The 16,986-nt window shown below is 71.6% G+C and carries 10 protein-coding genes; 1 reads left to right on the plus strand and 9 read right to left on the minus strand.

Annotated features, from left to right (window positions below; genetic code table 11):
* Both CW359_RS15195 and CW359_RS15200 read right to left on the minus strand, forming a co-directional pair.
* A partial coding sequence (locus CW359_RS15195) for a maltotransferase domain-containing protein (RefSeq protein ID WP_408647481.1) occupies positions 1-1,520 on the minus strand: 1,520 nt, incomplete at its 3' end.
* A gap of 223 nt (positions 1,521-1,743) precedes the next feature.
* The gene (locus tag CW359_RS15200; RefSeq protein WP_105970469.1) at positions 1,744-2,955 is read right to left on the minus strand and encodes a S8 family peptidase; all 1,212 of its coding nucleotides are present in this window, start codon (positions 2,953-2,955) and stop codon (positions 1,744-1,746) included.
* A 268-nt stretch (positions 2,956-3,223) separates the two neighbouring features.
* Here CW359_RS15200 and glgP point away from each other — a divergent pair, with 268 nt between their 5' ends.
* Positions 3,224-5,866, plus strand: a complete 2,643-nt coding sequence (gene glgP / locus CW359_RS15205; RefSeq protein ID WP_105970470.1) for an alpha-glucan family phosphorylase — start codon at positions 3,224-3,226, stop codon at positions 5,864-5,866.
* A gap of 103 nt (positions 5,867-5,969) precedes the next feature.
* On the opposite strand, the gene CW359_RS15210 is transcribed toward glgP, so the two are convergent.
* The 7 genes from CW359_RS15210 to CW359_RS15235 all read right to left on the minus strand — a co-directional run bounded on the left by CW359_RS15210 (position 5,970) and on the right by CW359_RS15235 (position 16,986).
* Complete coding sequence (locus CW359_RS15210; protein ID WP_232838406.1) at positions 5,970-7,976, minus strand: serine/threonine protein kinase; 2,007 nt, start codon at positions 7,974-7,976, stop codon at positions 5,970-5,972.
* Between the two features lie 131 nt (positions 7,977-8,107).
* Positions 8,108-8,620, minus strand: coding sequence for a DUF1990 domain-containing protein (locus CW359_RS15215; protein ID WP_105970471.1), 513 nt, complete (start codon positions 8,618-8,620; stop codon positions 8,108-8,110).
* A gap of 148 nt (positions 8,621-8,768) precedes the next feature.
* A complete protein-coding gene (locus CW359_RS15220) occupies positions 8,769-10,430 on the minus strand; it encodes a M4 family metallopeptidase (protein ID WP_105970472.1) in 1,662 nt (553 codons plus the stop codon).
* A 351-nt stretch (positions 10,431-10,781) separates the two neighbouring features.
* Entirely contained in the window at positions 10,782-12,836 is a 2,055-nt protein-coding gene (locus CW359_RS15225) for a M4 family metallopeptidase (RefSeq protein ID WP_105970473.1), read from the minus strand.
* 264 nt (positions 12,837-13,100) lie between these two features.
* The gene (locus CW359_RS15230; RefSeq protein ID WP_105970474.1) at positions 13,101-14,873 is read right to left on the minus strand and encodes an ABC transporter ATP-binding protein; all 1,773 of its coding nucleotides are present in this window, start codon (positions 14,871-14,873) and stop codon (positions 13,101-13,103) included.
* Positions 14,870-15,109, minus strand: a complete 240-nt coding sequence (locus CW359_RS45255) for a hypothetical protein (protein WP_157968546.1) — start codon at positions 15,107-15,109, stop codon at positions 14,870-14,872. Before CW359_RS45255 ends, CW359_RS15230 begins: the two co-directional genes overlap by 4 nt.
* On the minus strand, positions 15,106-16,986 hold the full coding sequence (locus tag CW359_RS15235) for an ABC transporter transmembrane domain-containing protein (RefSeq protein ID WP_232838407.1): 1,881 nt from the start codon (positions 16,984-16,986) through the stop codon (positions 15,106-15,108). The genes CW359_RS45255 and CW359_RS15235 overlap by 4 nt, the downstream gene beginning before the upstream one ends.

Consider the following 16,986-nt stretch of genomic DNA (forward strand, 5'->3'; position numbering starts at 1 on the left):
GGGCGGGTGAAGGCCTCGGCGAGGAAGATGACGTCGGGGTCGGTGCGGTTGATGTCCGCGATGACCTGTTCCCAGAAGACGACCGGTTTGGTGTGGGGGTTGTCGACGCGGAAGATCCGTACCCCGTGGTCCATCCAGTGCCGCAGGACGCGGACGGTTTCGGCGATCAGGCCGGGGAGGTCGGCGTCGAAGGCGATGGGGTAGATGTCCTGGTACTTCTTCGGCGGGTTCTCCGCGTAGGCGATGGTGCCGTCGGGGCGGTGGTGGAACCACTGCGGGTACTTCTGCACCCAGGGGTGGTCGGGGGAGCACTGCAGGGCGAAGTCGAGCGCGATCTCGATGCCGTGCCGGGCGGCCTCGGCGACGAAGAAGTCGAAGTCGTCCAGGGTGCCGAGGCCGGGGTGGACGGTGTCGTGGCCGCCGTCCGCGGAACCGATCGCCCACGGGACGCCGACATCGTCGGGGGTGGCGGAGAGGGTGTTGTTGGGGCCCTTGCGGAAGGTGTGCCCGATGGGGTGGATCGGGGGGAGGTAGAGGACGTCGAAGCCCATCGCGGCGATGGCGGGCAGCCTGCGGACGGCTGTCCGGAACGTGCCGTGAGGCTCCTCGGCAGTGCCCTCGGAGCGGGGGAAGAACTCGTACCAGGCCCCGTACAACGCCCGCTCCCGCTCCACGACCAGCGGCAAGGTGTCGGAGGCGGTGACCAGCTCCCGCAGCGGATACCGGTGCAGCACCTTGTCCACAGCGGGGGTGAGGGCCGCCGCCAGCCGGGCAGCCGGCGGGCGTTCGGTGTCCCGGAGGGCCTCGGCGGCGGCCAGGAGCACGTCTCGTTTGCCCCGGTTCTTCTTCGCTACGCCGGCCGCGGCCCGCTCGTACAGGAGCGCGCCCTCCTCCAGCACCAGCTCGGTGTCGATCCCGGCCGGGATCTTGATGCCCGCGTGATGCCGCCAGGTGCTGATCGGATGGCCCCAGGCCTCCACGGTGTACGTCCACTCACCGGGCGCGTCGGCCTCGACGGAGGCGCCCCAGCGGTCGGTACCGGGGGCGAGTTCACGCATGGGCGTCCAGCGGCCGGGCCGGCCCTTGGGATCACGCAGTACGACGTTGGCGGCGACGGCGTCATGGCCCTCGCGGAACACCGTGGCCGAGACCTCGAAGGCCTCCCCGACCACGGCTTTCGCCGGGCGGCGCCCGTTCAGGACGAGGGGGAGCACGTCCAGGACGGGGATACGTCCGACGGCGGTGCCCGAGACAGGGCTTGAGGCAGGGCTTGAGGCAGCGCCTGAGGAAGCCCGGGTGCTGGAGAGCGCCTCTGGAGCCGTGGGCCCGGCTACCGAGGGGCTCTCCGTGGCCGTCGCCGCAGCAGGCGAAGGGGTCTCCTGCGTCGGCTCGGCCGAGTTCTGTGTCGGCCGCGTCGGAGGGCGTTTCTCCGGCGTGAATGGCGGGGCTGTCGTGTCCGGCTGGGGTATCGGGGGTGTGCCGGGGGTCTGGGGTGCTGCCGGGTGGTGCTTGGCGGGCATGACCGCTCCTGTCCGCGTCAACTCGGGTGGGCGGATGGATATGGGGAGGGGGGGTCCAGCGGGGCGTGCTGCGTCGGGTACCGGGGAGCCTTCCCACCCTATTCGGGTGAGCAATCCGGCACTTTGCCAACTACTCGCGCGTATGTCCGCACCCAGGATCGGCCACGTCCGCGAACGACATCGGCCCCGTCCGGCGGACGGGGCCGACAACGGCACACTGGCCCTAGGGAAGCGGTGTCCGCAGGAGTTTGTTCGGTGAACCCGGCCTCTTGTCGGAGACTTTCCCGGTCGTCGCCAGCGACGTCAGCGCCTTGGACACTTGCGCCGGACTCGATTTCGGTCGTTCCGCCAAGTAGAGGGCCGCCGCCCCCGCCGCGTGCGGCGCCGCCATCGACGTACCGGAGTAGGCCACCCGGCCGGTGTCGCTCGCATATGACGCCGACACTATCGACACCCCCGGAGCGAACAGATCCAGAGTCGAGCCCCAGTTCGAGAACGCGGCCCGGGTGTCCGACCGCCCGGTCGCGCCCACCGTGATCGCCTGCTTCACGGCGGCCGGGGAGTACGATCCCGCCGACTCCCCGTCGTTCCCGGCCGCGACCGTGTACGTCACCCCGGACGCGATCGAGTTCCGTACCGCCGCGTCCAGCTGGGCGTTGCGGTGGCCGCCGAGGCTCACATTGGCGACCGCGGGCTTCCGCGCGTGCCGGGTCACCCAGTCGATACCCGCGATGACCTGCGACGTCGTACCGCCGCCCGCGTTGTCCAGGACCCGTACGGAGACGACCTTCGCCTTCTTCGCGACGCCCAGGGACGACCCGGCGATCGTGGCGGCGACATGCGTGCCGTGGCCGTTCCCGTCGCCCGCCCATCTGTCGCCGTCGACGAAGTCCCAGCCGTAGCTCGCCCGCCCGCCGAAGTCCTTGTGCGAGATCCGGATGCCGGTGTCGATCACGTACACCGTGACGCCCTTGCCCGCCGAGTCCGGCGCGGCGTAGCTGTCGTCGAGCGGCAGGCCCGTCTGGTCTATCCGGTCCAGGCCCCAGGACGGCGGGCTCTGCTGCTCGCGCCCGCCGACGAGGTCGGACGTGATCCGGGTGTCCTGGACGACCGAGGCCACGCGGGAGTCCGCCGCGAGGCGTTCGGCCTGTCTCTCGTCGGCCTGTATGGCGTAGCCGTTCAGGACGGTGCTGTAGGTGTGGCTTATTTTCGCCCCGTACTCCGCGGCGAGTCTCTTCCCCGCCGCCGACGGAGCCGCCGTACCTCCCTTGAGTGTCACCAGGTAACTTCCGCCGACGGAGCCGGGCCCGCCGGCGCCGACTATCCGTCCCGCCGGGGCCGCCTGGGCCGGTGCGGTGGCCGAAAGCACCGAGGCCGTGGCCACGGCCGTCAGGCCCGCGGCCCAGCGCAGACGTCTTGTGCGCGTCCGTTTCATGGTTGGAGTTCCCCCTCCTCGGCCGCCAACGCCGGGCGGCCTTCTGCGCAGCCTCTCGTGCTGGGAGAAGTGCCACAAGGTGGCCTACGGGGGTGGAATCGGCCATATCGTCCGTACGGATGCGCGATCATGTCCTCGGAGGCGTTCGCCATGCCCCGTGGTTCCCGCGCCTCCGCCCCGATACCGTCAAGGGGTTGATGACGACGGGGCGCACATCGCCGTGCGTCCTGGTAAGGCTTGACATGGCGTACGACCACCGAGGTGGCATGTGAAGGCGATCCGTCGGTTCACCGTCCGTCCCGTTCTCCCCGAACCCCTCCGGCCGCTCAGCGACCTGGCCCGCAATCTGCGCTGGTCCTGGCACGCGGAGACCCGTGAACTCTTCCAGTCCGTCGACCCCGAGAGCTGGGCCGCCTCGGACCGCGATCCCGTACGGCTGCTCGGCGGCCTCTCTCCCGAGCGGCTCGCCGAACTCGCCGGCGACCGCGATTTCCTGCGCCGCCTCACCGCGGTCGCCGACGACCTCCACGACTACGTCACCGGCCCCCGCTGGTACCAGACGCAGACCCAGGTGCAGGGGCAGACCCCGGAGGGCGAGCTGCCCGCCGCCGTCGCCTATTTCTCCCCCGAGTTCGGCATCACGGCCGCCCTCCCGCAGTACTCCGGCGGCCTCGGCATCCTCGCCGGCGACCATCTGAAGTCGGCCAGCGACCTCGGCGTACCGCTGATCGGCGTCGGCCTCATGTACCGGCACGGCTACTTCCGGCAGTCCCTCTCCCGGGACGGCTGGCAGCAGGAGACCTATCCGGTCCTCGACCCGAACGAACTCCCCGTCGCCCTCCTCAAGGAACCCGACGGCTCCCCGGCCCAGGTCTCCCTGGCCCTGCCCGGCGGCCGGTCGCTGCGGGCCCGCGTCTGGCTGGCCCAGGTCGGCCGCGTGCCGCTGCTGCTCCTGGACTCGGACGTCGAGGAGAACGACCTCGGCGAGCGGGGCGTCACCGACCGGCTCTACGGCGGCGGCAGCGAGCACCGGCTCCTCCAGGAGATGCTGCTCGGCATAGGAGGGGTGCGCGCGGTCCGGACGTACTGCCGCCTCACTGGCCACCCCGCCCCCGAGGTGTTCCACACCAACGAGGGCCACGCGGGCTTCCTCGGTCTGGAGCGGATCGCCGAACTCGGCGACGAGGGGCTGGACTTCGACGCCGGGCTGGAGGCTGTCCGTGCGGGGACCGTGTTCACGACGCACACGCCCGTCCCGGCCGGGATCGACCGCTTCGACCGGGAGTTGGTCGCCCGGCACTTCGGGCCCGACGCCGAACTCCCGCGCATCGACGTGGAACGCGTGCTGAGCCTGGGCATGGAGACCTATCCGGGCGGCGAGCCCAACCTCTTCAACATGGCTGTGATGGGGCTGCGGTTGGGCCGCCAGGCCAACGGGGTGTCCCTGCTCCACGGGCAGGTCAGCCGGGAGATGTTCGCCGGACTGTGGCCCGGCTTCGACCCTGCCGAGGTGCCCATCACCTCCGTCACCAACGGTGTGCACGCGCCCACTTGGGTCGCGCCGGAGGTGTTCCGGCTCGGCGCCCGGCAGATCGGCACCGAACGCACCGAGGACGCGCTCACGGTCGGCGGCTCGGACCGCTGGGACGCCGTCGCGGACATCCCGGACCAGGACATCTGGGAGCTACGACGGTCCCTGCGCGAGCAGTTGGTGGTGGAGGTACGGGACCGGCTGCGGGCCTCCTGGCGGCAACGCGGCGCGGGTACAGCCGAGTTGGGCTGGATCGACGGGGTGCTCGATCCGGACGTCCTGACCATCGGATTCGCGCGCCGAGTCCCCTCGTACAAGCGCCTGACGCTCATGCTGCGCGACCGGGACCGGCTGCTCGACCTGCTGCTCCACCCCGAACGCCCCATCCAGATCGTCGTCGCGGGCAAGGCGCACCCGGCGGACGACGGGGGCAAGCGGCTGATCCAGGAGCTGGTGCGCTTCGCGGACGACCCGCGCGTGCGGCATCGCATCGTCTTCCTCCCGGACTACGGCATGGCGATGGCGCAGAAGCTCTACCCGGGCTGCGACGTCTGGCTGAACAACCCCCTGCGCCCGCTGGAGGCGTGCGGGACCAGCGGGATGAAGGCGGCCCTCAACGGCTGTCTCAACCTCTCGGTGCTGGACGGCTGGTGGGACGAATGGTTCCGGCCCGACTTCGGCTGGGCCATCCCCACGGCGGACGGCGTGGGCACCGACCCCGACCACCGCGACGACGTGGAGGCCGCCGCCCTGTACGACCTGCTGGAGCAGCGCGTCACCCCGCGCTTCTACGAACAGGGCCGGACGGGCCTGCCCGACCGCTGGATCGAGATGGTCCGCGAGACCCTCACCCACCTCGGCCCGAAGGTGCTGGCGGGCCGCATGGTGCGGGAGTACGTGGAGCGCCTGTACGCCCCCGCCGCGCGCGCCCATCGCGTCATGAACCCGGACACGGCAAGGGAGTTGGCGTCCTGGAAGTCCCGGGTCCGGCACGCCTGGCACACGGTGACCGTCGACCACGTGGAGACCTCGGCCCCCTCCCTGACGGCCGAATTGGGCAGCACGCTCTCGCTCCGGGTGCGGGTGGGACTCGGTGAACTCGGCCCGGACGACGTCGAGGTGCAGGCGGTCTCCGGGCGCGTCGACTCGGAGGACAGCATCACGGACGCGACGACCGTGCCGCTGAAGGCGGTCGGCGGGCCCGACGCGGAAGGAAACTGGCTGTACGAGGGCCCCCTGTCCCTGCACCGGACCGGGCCCTACGGCTACACCGTACGGATCCTGCCCGCGCACCGACTGCTGGCGTCCAGCGCGGAGATGGGGCTGGTGGCGGTGCCTTCGGAGGAGTTGGGGGAGGGGGCGGGGGTGCTCATGCGGTAGCCGCGGGGCGGTCGCAGTTACCGCGAGACTCTCGCCGTGATGATCGCGAGGCTTTCGCGGTAACTCCCGTACTGCCAGCTGGTCCTGACAGTGTGTCAGCGTGTCAGGACCAGCTCCAGGCCTGGTTGCCGTTGCCCGCGCAGGCCCAGCCCTGTACGTTCCGGCCCTCCTGCTCGGACGTCGCGGCCTCCGCGTCCAGGCAGAAGCCGTTCGGGACACTGACCAGGTTCTGGCCCGCGTACTCGCCCGCGTCGCCCAGCCGCCACTGCTGGGCGCCCAGGCCGTCGCAGGCCCTGACGTGGATCTTCTGGCCGTTCTCGAAACGGGTGGCCGCGTCTGCCTCCAGGCAGCGGTGGCTGCCCCGGTTGACGACCAGGTACGTGGACGCCTGGCCCGGCACCCGGTACAGGGCCCACTTCTGGGTGGACGTGCCCGCGCACGTCCACACCCCGACCGTCTGGCCGCTGCGGCCGTCCAGGCAGCGGGCGTTGAGGTTCTCGGTGACGGTCAGGGCGCCGGAGCGGGTCGGGGCGAGTGCCGTGCCGTAGAGGAGTTTCTTCGTCTCGGGGCCGACCCTGCCGTCGGCGGGGGTGCCGGCCGCCGCCTGGAAAGCTTGTACGGCGGCGACTGTTTCCTGGCCGAGCTGTCCGTCGATCGTCACGTCCAGACCGTGGTTGCCGAGGAGCCGCTGCAGGGCCTCGACGCAGTCGCCGGACGCGCCCGACACCAGCTCCGCCGCGCACGCGGAGGAACGGAGGTCCAGCGCACCGGAGTTCTGCTCGGACGGCTGGTCCGGGTCCTGCTGCGCCGCCTGCTCCTTTGTCCTCGACGGGGTCGGCGCGGGCGAGCTGCGCGGGGTGGCCGACGCGGCGGTGCTCGGGTTCCCCGTCGCGGACGGCGGTGGCATCAGCTCCGGGGTGGCCGTCGTGTTCGGGTCGGCGTCGGTGCCGGTGGCGGCCGAGGTGCTGCCGTCGTCCTGGCCGAGCAGCGCCAGGGAGATGCCCCCGGCGGTCAGCACGACCGCCGCCGCGACCGCGAGCACCGTCGCCCTCCCGCGCGAGCCGCGTCTCTCCCGTCGTACGGGCGGGGCGGACACGGCCGAAGTGCCGGGTGCCGGTGCCGGGGTCGGTGCGGGCGCCTGTGGCTGTGCCTGGGCGGGCAGGGGCTTCGGGCGGTGTTCGCGCGGCGGTGCGGACGGTGTCGACGGTCCTGACAGCTGGTGGCCGATGGCCGTCCTGAACACCGTCTCCGGGGCCGGGCGCCGCTCGGGGTCCTTGTCCAGGCAGGTCCGGATGAACGCGGCCAGCTCCGCGTCCACGGCCGCCACCCGGTCCAGCACCTCGTCCCGGGGCGGCTCGAAGGCCACCCCGAACAGCACGTCCACGCCGGTGCCCTCGCCGAACGGCGCCTGGCCCGTGACGGCGTACGTCAGGGTGGAGGCCAGCGAGAACACGTCCGAGGCGGCGGTCACCTCGCGGCCCCTCGCCTGCTCCGGGGACATGTAGGCGGGCGTCCCGACGTTCTGGCCCGTGGCGGTGATCGCGGTGCCCTCGGGGGCCTGGACGACGCCGAAGTCGATGACGCGCGCGCCGTCCGCACCCAGGATCACGTTGGACGGCTTGAGGTCGCGATGGACCAGCCCCGCCTGCCAGATGGCCTCGATCGCGCGTCCCACGTCGGCCAGCAGCCGCCAGGCCGCCGCCGGGTCGATCGGGCCGCGCGCGGCGACGACCTCGGCGAGCGTCGGCCCGGGTATGTACTCGGTGGCGACCCACACCAGGTCGTCGTCGGCGCCGCTGCCCAACAGCCGTACGATGTGCGCCCCTTGGATCCGGTCCAGGGCGCCGATCTCGCGCTCGAAGCGCTTGCGGAACATCGGGTCGTCCGCGTACTCGGGCCGGACCACCTTGACGGCGGCCAGGCCGGTCCCGCCGACGGTGTCGCGGCCCAGAAAGACCCGGCCCATGCCACCGCTGCCGAGCAGCGCCTCCAGCCGGTAAGGGCCCGCCTGCCGGGGGTCGTTCCTGCGGAGCGGCACCACCGGAGGCGGTTCCATACCGGCCGCCGCATAGGCCATGGCTTCGTTGCGGCTGCGGTGCTGGGGTGGCATGAGGGCCCTGGTCTCTCGCGTGTCACGTGTGACCGCGAGATTAGCGCAGCACGCCTGTGCGAAAAGGGGAGTTGGACCGGTTTCCCGGCCAGGAATTCGCGCAACCCCGCCCACTCGGACATACGCGGCGCTCAGTCCTCGCCGTACTCCCCGCACAGCCGCCGCAGGACCACCCCGCACCGCCGGGCGTACGCGTGCTGCAGGCCCCTGGCCGCGGGTCCGGCCGCCCTGGCGTACCACTTGGCGCCGCGGCTGAACGCGCTGACCGTCAGCCACACCGTGCCGTCGCCGGTGCGGTCCACGAGGAACGCCTCCTCGCCGCACTCCGGATGACCGGCCAGCGTGCCGTACGCCCAGCCCGCGCTCCGGTGTTCGTCCACCGTCCAGACGATCCGGCAGGGCGCCTTGACGATCCCGGCCAGGGAGACCGTGACATCGACGTCCGGGGCCGCGCGTTCGGCGTTCGCGTCGATGCCCACGCCCATCGCGCGGTGCATCTCCCAGGTGAGCACGGCCTCGGCCGCGCGCCGGAAGACCGCCTCGCCCTCGCCTATGCGGGTGCGTACATGCAGGTGGTGGAAGCCGGGCGGACAACGGAAGCCGCGTTCGCGGGTCGCGCCGACCTCCGCGTACGTGAAGGACATGGGACCCAAGGGTAGGGCGGGGGGTGCCGGTCACCCCGCGGCGGGGGTGCCCACGGACGCACGAGGGGGCGGTACCCGGAAATGCCTTCGTTCCGGGTACCGCCCCGCCGCTCACCTACACCTCAGCCGTTCTTCACCAACTGCGGTGTCACGCCGTGACGTTGACCGCCGCCCAGGCCGCGTTCACGGCCGCGTACTCCGTGCTGCTCGCGCCGTACAGGGCCGAGGCCGCCGACAGGGTCGCCGTGCGGGCGCCCTTGTAGTTGGTCGTCGACGTCATGTACGTGGTCAGCGCCTTGTACCAGATCTGTACGGCCTTGGCGCGGCCGATGCCCGTGAGCGTGGAGCTGTTGTACGTCGGGGAGTTGTAGCTCACCCCGTTGATCGTCTTCGAGCCGCTGCCCTCGGAGAGGAGGTAGAAGAAGTGGTTCGCCGGACCCGACGAGTAGTGCACGTCGAGGTTCTTCACCGTGGACGACCAGTAGTTGGCGGAGCCGCCGTCCTTGCTCGGCTGGTCCATGTAACGCAGCGGCGTGCCGTCGCCGTTGATGTCGATCTTCTCGCCGATGAGGTAGTCGCCGACGTCGGAGGAGTTGGCCGCGTAGAACTCGACGGCCGTACCGAAGATGTCGGAGGTCGCCTCGTTCAGCCCGCCCGACTCACCGCTGTAGTTGAGGCCCGCGGTGTTGGCGGTGACGCCGTGGGTCATCTCGTGACCGGCCACGTCCAGCGAGGTCAGCGGGTTGACGTTGCCCTCGCCGTCGCCGTACGTCATGCAGAAGCAGCTGTCGTCCCAGAAGGCGTTGACGTACGCGTTGCCGTAGTGGACGCGGGAGTACGCGGCGACACCGTTGTTCTTGATGCCGGAGCGGCCGAACGTGTCCTTGTAGAAGTCCCACGTCTTCTGCGCGCCGTACGCGGCGTCGACGGCCGCGGTCTGGTCGGTCGTCGAGCTGGACGCCGCGCCGGTGCCCCAGGTGTCGTCGGCGTCCGTGAACAGGGTGCCCGCCGAGGAGCTGGTGGCGTGCGCCTTGTTGTACGTCTTGTGGCCGCCGCGGGTGCCGTCGGTCAGCTGGTACGTCGAGCCCGACAGGGTCGTGCTCAGGGCGACGGTGCCGGAGTACAGGCTCTTGCCGGTGCCGGTCTCGATGCCCTGGTACTCGTACAGCTTGGCGCCGGTGGCCGCGTCGGTGATGACGTGCAGCTCGTTCGGGGTGCCGTCCTCCTGGAGGCCGCCGACGACGGTCTCGTAGGCGAGGGTCGGGGTGCCCGAGGCGGCCCAGATCACCTTGCGGGGGGCGCTGGACGCCTTCGACTCGGTGGAGCCGGCCTTCTTGGCGAGCGTGACGGCCTGCTTCTCGACGGCCGTCGTGGTGACCTCGGGGGTGAGGTCGGTGACGTTGATCGCGGCCTTCTGGGCCTTCGTCACGCCCTCGGTCTCGCCGGCCGGGCTCTCGTGCACGACGAGGTCGCCGCCGAGGACCGGCAGGCCCCCGTAGGTGCGCTCGTAGCGGGTGTGCAGGGTGCCGTCGGCGTCCTTGACGACGTCACGGACGACGAGCTTCTCCTTGGCGCCGAGGCCTATCTCGTCGGCGGTCGCCGGGGCTTCGGCGGCGGCCTCCTTGATGAGGGCGGTGCGCGCGGCCGGGGTGAGCGTCACCGGGACGGCCGCGGCCTTCGCCCTGCCGCCGGCCGGCTCGCTGTCCGCCGAGGCGCCGGTGGTCAGACCGGTGGTGATGAGGGCTCCCGCCGCGACGGCGGTGGCGATGGCGAGCGTGGTGCGCTTGTGACGCGCGTAGAGGGGGGTCACGCGAACTCCTTTGTGGGGGATCCGGACGGTCTTGGGGTGATCGTCCGGAGGTCGTTGTGAAGTTGGAGCGCTGTTGCTGCGGCGTGCGGTGGAAGAGTGACATTGAGGGCGCGTACATGTCAGGACCCCCAAGTGATGTTGGCCGAAAGTCGACTGTCCGGTGAACGTTTCGTGCATGTAACACGGTGCGATCTTGGTAAAGCGACGACAAAGATCAGGCACGCTGACAACAAAAGCGCAGTACAGGGGCCGTAAAGGAGGCGCCGCCCCGGTGAGTTGATCCACCGGGGCGGCGCCCTGCCGCTTACGCGTCCTGAACGGTGCTCGAACGGGCCCTTACGGGCGGTGTGTTCAGGCCGTCGGGAACGTGAGACTCCAGCCGTTGATCCGGCCGGTGTCCTGGGCCGCGTTGTCCTGGACCCTCAACTGCCAGATGCCGTTGGCGACCTCGGAGGAGGCGTTCACCGTGTACGTGGTGTTGATGTTGTCCGTGCTGCCGCCGGTGCTGTACGCCTTCAGCGTGTACGCCGTGCCGTCGGGCGCGACGAGCTGCACCTGAAGGTCGCCGATGTAGGTGTGGACGATGTCGACCGCCACCGGGAGGCTTGCCGGCGCGTTGCCCGTCCGCCCGGAGACGGTGATCGACGACGTGACCGCAGCCCCGTTGTCCGGAATCGATACGTCGGCGGTGTTCTCGAACACCGTTCCGCCGCCTCCGCCGCCGGGTCGCGCGCCGACCGCGATGCCCGCCCACGCGTTCTGCACGGCCGTGTACTCGGCGCTCGTCGTGCCGTACAGCTCACCTGTCGCCGCGAGGGTCCCGGTGCGGGCCGCCGCGTAGTTGGTGGTCGAGGTGAACTTCGTGGTGAGCGCGCGGAACCAGATCTTCTCCGCCTTGTCCCGGCCGATGCCGGTCACCGGGAGCCCGTCCGAGGTCGCCGAGTTGTAGGTGACACCGTTGATGGTCTTGGTGCCGCTGCCCTCGGAGAGGAGGTAGAAGAAGTGGTTCGCCGGGCCCGACGAGTAGTGCACGTCGATCGACCCGATGCCCGAGTACCAACTGTCCTTGGACGAACCGTCCTTGCTCGGCTTGTCCATGTAACGCAACGGCGTGCCATTGCCGTTGATGTTGATCTCCTCGCCGATGAGGTAGTCACCGACGTCGGAGGAGTTGTTGGCGTAGAACTCGACCGTCGAGCCGAAGATGTCCGAGGTCGCCTCGTTCAGCCCGCCCGACTCACCGCTGTAGTTGAGGCCGGCCGTGTTGGCGGTGAGGCCGTGCGTCATCTCGTGCGCGGCCACGTCGATCGACGTCAGCGGGTTGGCGTTGCCCGAGCCGTCGCCGTACGTCATGCAGAAGCAGGCGTCCTGCCAGAAGGCGTTGACGTAGTTGTTGCCGTAGTGGACGCGCGAGTACGCGCCGACACCGTCGCCGCGGATGCCGGAACGCCCGTGCACGTTCTTGTAGTAGTCCCAGGTCAGCGCCGCGCCGTACGCGGCGTCGGCGCCGGCCGACTCCAGGTTGGACGCGAGGCCGTTGCCCCAGATGTCGTCCGGGCCGGAGAAGAGGGTGCCGGTGCCGGAGGTGCCGCGGTTCAGGTTGTACGTCTTGTGGCTGCCGCGCGCGGCGTCCGTCAGGTTGTACGTCGACCCGGACTGCGTGGAGCCGAGTTCGACCGTGCCGGAGTACACCGTGTTGCCGGTGCCGGTCTCGATCGCCTCCCACTCGAACAGCTTCGCGCCCGAGGTGGCGTCCGTGATGACGTGCAGCTCCTGCGGGGTGCCGTCGTGCTGGAAGCCGCCGACGACCGTTTCGTAGGCGAGCACGGGAGTGCCGCTCGCCGCCCAGATCACCTTGCGCGGCGCCTTGTTGATGTCGGGGCTCTTGGCCTCCTCGGCCTTCGCCGCGCCCAGCGCCTGGGTCTCGGCCTTGGCGGCGGCGACCTTCGGCGTGAGGGAGGCGACCTTGATGGTGGCCCGGGACGCCTTCACGACGCCCTCCGTGGCACCGGACTTGTCGCTCGCGACGACCAGGTCGCCGCCGAGGACGGGGAGTCCGTCGTACGTGCGCTCGTACCGCGTGTGCACGGTGCCGTCGCCGTCCTTGAGGACGTCACGGACGACGAGCTTCTCCTTGGCGCCCAGGCCGAGCCCCTTGGCGGTCTCCGCCTTGGTGGCGTTGGCCTCGGCGAGCAGCGCGGCGCGCTGGGCGGGGGAGAGCTTGACGGACTCCGCGCCCGGTATGACCTTGCCCGCGGCCGACGGTGCCTTCTCCGGTGCCGCGGTGGCCGCGCCGGACTGAACGGCCGCTGCCAGTAGGGCTGCTACGGCGACGAGGGCGCCGGTGGCGACCCGTCGCTGGGTGGTGACGTGGGGGGTGCGTCTGTGGGACTGGCGTCTCAACACTGACTCCTTCTGCGTGGCCACTGGTCGAGCGGCCAGGGGGGACCGGACGGTGGTCGTCCGTCCGGGGCAGAACAGGTGCGTGCGGATACGTGGCGAAGAACACAGCGGTGTTGCTGTGGAGCCGCTGTGAAGGTGCCGTGGGAAGAGTGCCAGGCGAGCGCATATGCTGTCAGGAGCGCGTCAATAAGTTGGCTGGAAACAGTCCGTTGCCCGGATGGTCATGTTCGCTATACGGACTATTCACCCGGTAGGGGTGCTCGGCTGTCAGGGGCGTTCGTCCTTCGAGGGCGCGGGGCGCCGCTCGCCGTGCCACGACCGCCACAGTGCCGCGTACGCCCCGTCCGCCGCCACCAGGCCCTCGTGCGTGCCGAGTTCGGTGAGCAGCCCCTCCTCCATCACGGCCACCCGGTCCGCGTCGTGCGCGGTGTGCAGCCGGTGCGCGATGGCGATCACCGTGCGCCCTTCCAGTACGGCGGCCAGCGCGCGCTCGGTGTGACGCGCGGTCGTCGGATCGAGCAGCGCCGTCGCCTCGTCCAGGATCAGCGTGTGCGGGTCGGCCAGCACCACGCGGGCCAGGGCCAGTTGCTGGGCCCGCGAACCGTCGGTCGCCTCCCCGTCGGGGCCGAGCCCGGTGTCAAGCCCGGCCGGCAGCTCGCGTACCCAGTCGGCGGCGCCGACGGCGGCCAGCGCGGCCCACAACTCGGCGTCCGTGGCGGCGGGTTCGGCGATCAGGAGGTTGTCCCTGACCGTGCCGAGGAAGACATGGTGCTCCTGTGTGACGAGCACGACCTGCCGGCGCAGCTCCTCGGGCCCGAGCGAGGCGATCGGTACGCCGCCCACGGTCACCGAGCCCGAACGCGGCTCGTCGATCCCCGCGAGCAGCCGGCACAGCGTCGTCTTGCCCGCGCCCGAGGGGCCCACCACCGCGAGCCGTTCCCCCGGCCGCACGGTCAGATCGACCCCGCGCAGCACCTCGCCCCCGCGGTCGTACGCGTACCGCACCCCGACCACGTCGATCCGGTCGCCGACGGGCACCGGCGAAGCCTCCGCCGCCCCTCTCGGCGCCTGCCCGAGCCCCTCCACCCGGGCGAACGAGGCGCTGCTGGACTGCAGTTGCTCCATCCAGGTCAGCACCTCGTCGAGGGGCGCCTCCAGTTGCCGCAGATAGAGGGCAGCCGCCACGACGGCCCCCAGACTGACCGCCCCGTGCCCGTGCAGAACACCGCCGACCATGAGCACGGCGACCACGGGAAGGACGTACGACACCTCGACGGGCGGGAAGAACACGGTCCGCAGGTACAGCGTGTGCAGCCGTCGGCGCCGGGAGTGGTCGAGGGCGTCGCGGCTCACGGCCACCCGCCGCCCGGCCAGTCCGAACGCCTCGACCGTGCGCGTGCCCGAGGCGGTCGCCGCGAGGATCTCCGCGACCTCGGAGTTGGCGGCGCCCTCGGCGAGGTACGCGTCGCGGGCCCGGCGCAGATACCAGCGCAGCGCGAACCAGATACCGGACTGCGCGAGCAGCGAGGCGAGCCCGAGCAGCGGGTCGAGCGCGAACACCGCCCCGGCGATGAACAGACACTGCACCGAGGCGACGAGCAGCTCGGGCCCGGCATCGCGCAGGGTCGTGCCGACGGTGCTGACGTCCGCCGTCCCCCGGGCCGTCAGATCCCCGGTCCCGGCACGCTCCACGACGGACGCGGGCAGGGCGAGCGCCCGGTCCACGAACTCCTCCCGCACCCGCGCGAGCGTCCGCTCCCCGAATCGGTACCCCACGTACCGCGCCCACCGCGCCAGCAGCAACTGCGCCACCGCGCAGACGACGATGACGGCTCCGAGCCGGTCCACGACCGGGACCCCGGCCCCCGCCCGCACCTCGTCGATGATCCGCCCGAGCAGCCAGGGCGCGACGAGCCCGGCACCGGCGGCGAGGGAGTTCAGCAGCAGGAGCGCGGCGAAGGCGGGCGCGTCGGCACGGACGAGCCGGACGGCGGCCCGGCGGACGTCGGCCGCGCCGGCGACGGGGAGTTGGGCACTCATCGGACGGTCTCCTTGCCGCTCGTCGGCTGTCGGCCGCGGGTGTTCGCGGTGTGGGTGCCGGTGCGCATGCCGGTGCGGATGCCTGTTCGGGGGGCGGTTCCGGGGCCGGTTCGGGGGCCGCCGGTGTTCCGTGCGGGTGGGCGGGGTGCGAGGGGGCCGGGACGGGTGGCGGCCGGGGCCGGTCGGCGGCGGCGCCGGGTGTCGGGCGTGGCGGCGACGGGGAGGCGAGGGGTCACCTGACCGGCTCCCCGATGTTCTCCAGGCCAGGTCCGTCCGCCAGATCCTGCCCGTCGACATCTTCGTCGGCCCCTTCGTCGGCCCCTTCGTGGGCCTCGTCGCCGGTCTGCTCGCCAGTCTGTCGGCCGGGGTCTTCGTCGAAGTTGTCGCCGAGGTCGTCATCGGGGTTGTCGTCGGGGTCGTCGTCCGTGTCGCGGGCCACCAGGGACCGGTAGCCCGGTTCCTCCGCGAGCAGCCGCTGGTGGTTGCCGACGGCCGCCGTCTTGCCGTCGACCAGGTAGTACACGGTGTCCGCGCGGTCCAGCAGCAGCGGGGAGGTGGCGGCCACGACCGTGGTGCGGTCCGCGCGTTCCGTGCGCAGGCGGTCCGCCACCGCGGCCTCCGTGTGGGCGTCCAGGGCCGACGTCGGCTCCACCGCGAGCAGCACCTCGGGGTCGGCGAGCAGGGCCCGCACCAGGCGTACCCGCTGGCGTTGGCCGCCGGAGAGGTTGCGGCCCTGGGCGTCGACCGCCGAGTCCAGCCCGTCAGGCAGGCCCAGGACGATGTCCTCGGCGACGGCCGCGCGCACCGCCCGCGCGATCGCCGCCTCGCTCGACTCCCCACGCCCGGAGACCAGTTCGCGCAGGGTCCCGGCGAACAGGTCGGCCTCGTTGTCGGCGACCAGGATGCGGGCCCGCACCTGCCCCAGGGCGATCTCGTCGAGCCGTACGCCGCCCCAGGTCGCCGCCGACGGCGCGAACCGGCCGAGCCGGTCGACGACGGCGACGGCGTCGGCAGGGCGGGCACCGGCCAGCGCGGTCAGCCGGCCCGGTACGACGGTCACGCCGGACTCCGGGTCGTGCAGCGGGGCGGGTGCCGCGGGCGCGTCCAGTACGCCGCTGTCGGCGTCCGGCTCCAGCGCCAGGAACCGTACGACCCGCCGTGCGGCCACCAGCGCGCGGCTGATCTGGAAACCGCACTCGATGAAGAAGGCCACCGGCACGATCAGTACGGCGACATAGCCGTACACCGACACCAACTCGCCCACGGAGATGTCCCCTTGGGCCGCCAGCCGGGCCGCCAGCCAGGTCACCAGGGCCAGGAACAGGGTCGGCAGCCCGACCCCGAGCGCCTGGATCCAGCTGCTCACCGCCCCGACCCGGTACCCCTGTTCCTGCAGCCGGCGCGAGTCACTGCGGAACGCGTCGGCGAACAGCCCTTTGCCGCCGAGACCGTTGAGGACCCGCAGCCCGCCCGAGAGATCGCCGATCCGGGCGGTCAGGACGCCCTGGCGCTCCCGGTACGGCGCCTCGACCGACTGGAGCCTGCCCAGCAGTGGTCCGATGAGCACGGCGACGACCGGCACCCCGAGCAGGATCACGGCGGCCAGCGTCGGCGACACCGACAGCAGCAGCCAGGCGACCACGCCGTAGGAGACGATCGCGCCGACGCCGGGACCGACGAACGTCAGCGACTGGGCGATCGTCGACACGTCGCCGACCCCGATCGTGACGACCTCCCCGGCCGTGACCTGCCGGGGCAGCGCCGCCCCCAGCCGCACCGCCTGTCCGATCACCACCTTGACCGTACGGAAGTTGGCGTCCATCCGGACCCGGGTCATCGTCCGGTGCCGCATGATGCTCAGCCACGCGCTGAACGTCCCGACGGCGAGGATCGCCACCGCCCAGCCCGCCAGCACCGCCTGGTCGCCCGGTTCGAGACCGTCGTCGACGGCCCGGGACAGCAGATACGGCGTCAGCGCCATCAGCGTCGTCCAGCTGCTGCCCAGCAACGCCCCGAGCGCGCACCGCCGCCACTGCTGCCGCACCAGCCACAGCAGATAGCGGGCGGGGCCGCGCGAATCGGGCGTGCCGGGGTCCTCGTACGCGTCGATCAT

The sequence above is a fragment of the Streptomyces geranii genome, from assembly GCF_002954775.1.
Lineage (GTDB): Bacteria > Actinomycetota > Actinomycetes > Streptomycetales > Streptomycetaceae > Streptomyces > Streptomyces geranii.

Excerpts from the sequence above, each read along its gene's own strand:
- CW359_RS15230 (WP_105970474.1), bottom strand. The coding sequence starts at position 14,873 with ATGAGTGCCCAACTCCCCGTCGCCGGCGCGGCCGACGTCCGCCGGGCC.
- CW359_RS15235 (WP_232838407.1), bottom strand. The coding sequence starts at position 16,986 with ATGATCGACGCGTACGAGGACCCCGGCACGCCCGATTCGCGCGGCCCC.
- CW359_RS15215 (WP_105970471.1), bottom strand. The coding sequence starts at position 8,620 with ATGTCCTTCACGTACGCGGAGGTCGGCGCGACCCGCGAACGCGGCTTC.
- CW359_RS15200 (WP_105970469.1), bottom strand. The coding sequence starts at position 2,955 with ATGAAACGGACGCGCACAAGACGTCTGCGCTGGGCCGCGGGCCTGACG.
- CW359_RS15210 (WP_232838406.1), bottom strand. The coding sequence starts at position 7,976 with ATGCCACCCCAGCACCGCAGCCGCAACGAAGCCATGGCCTATGCGGCG.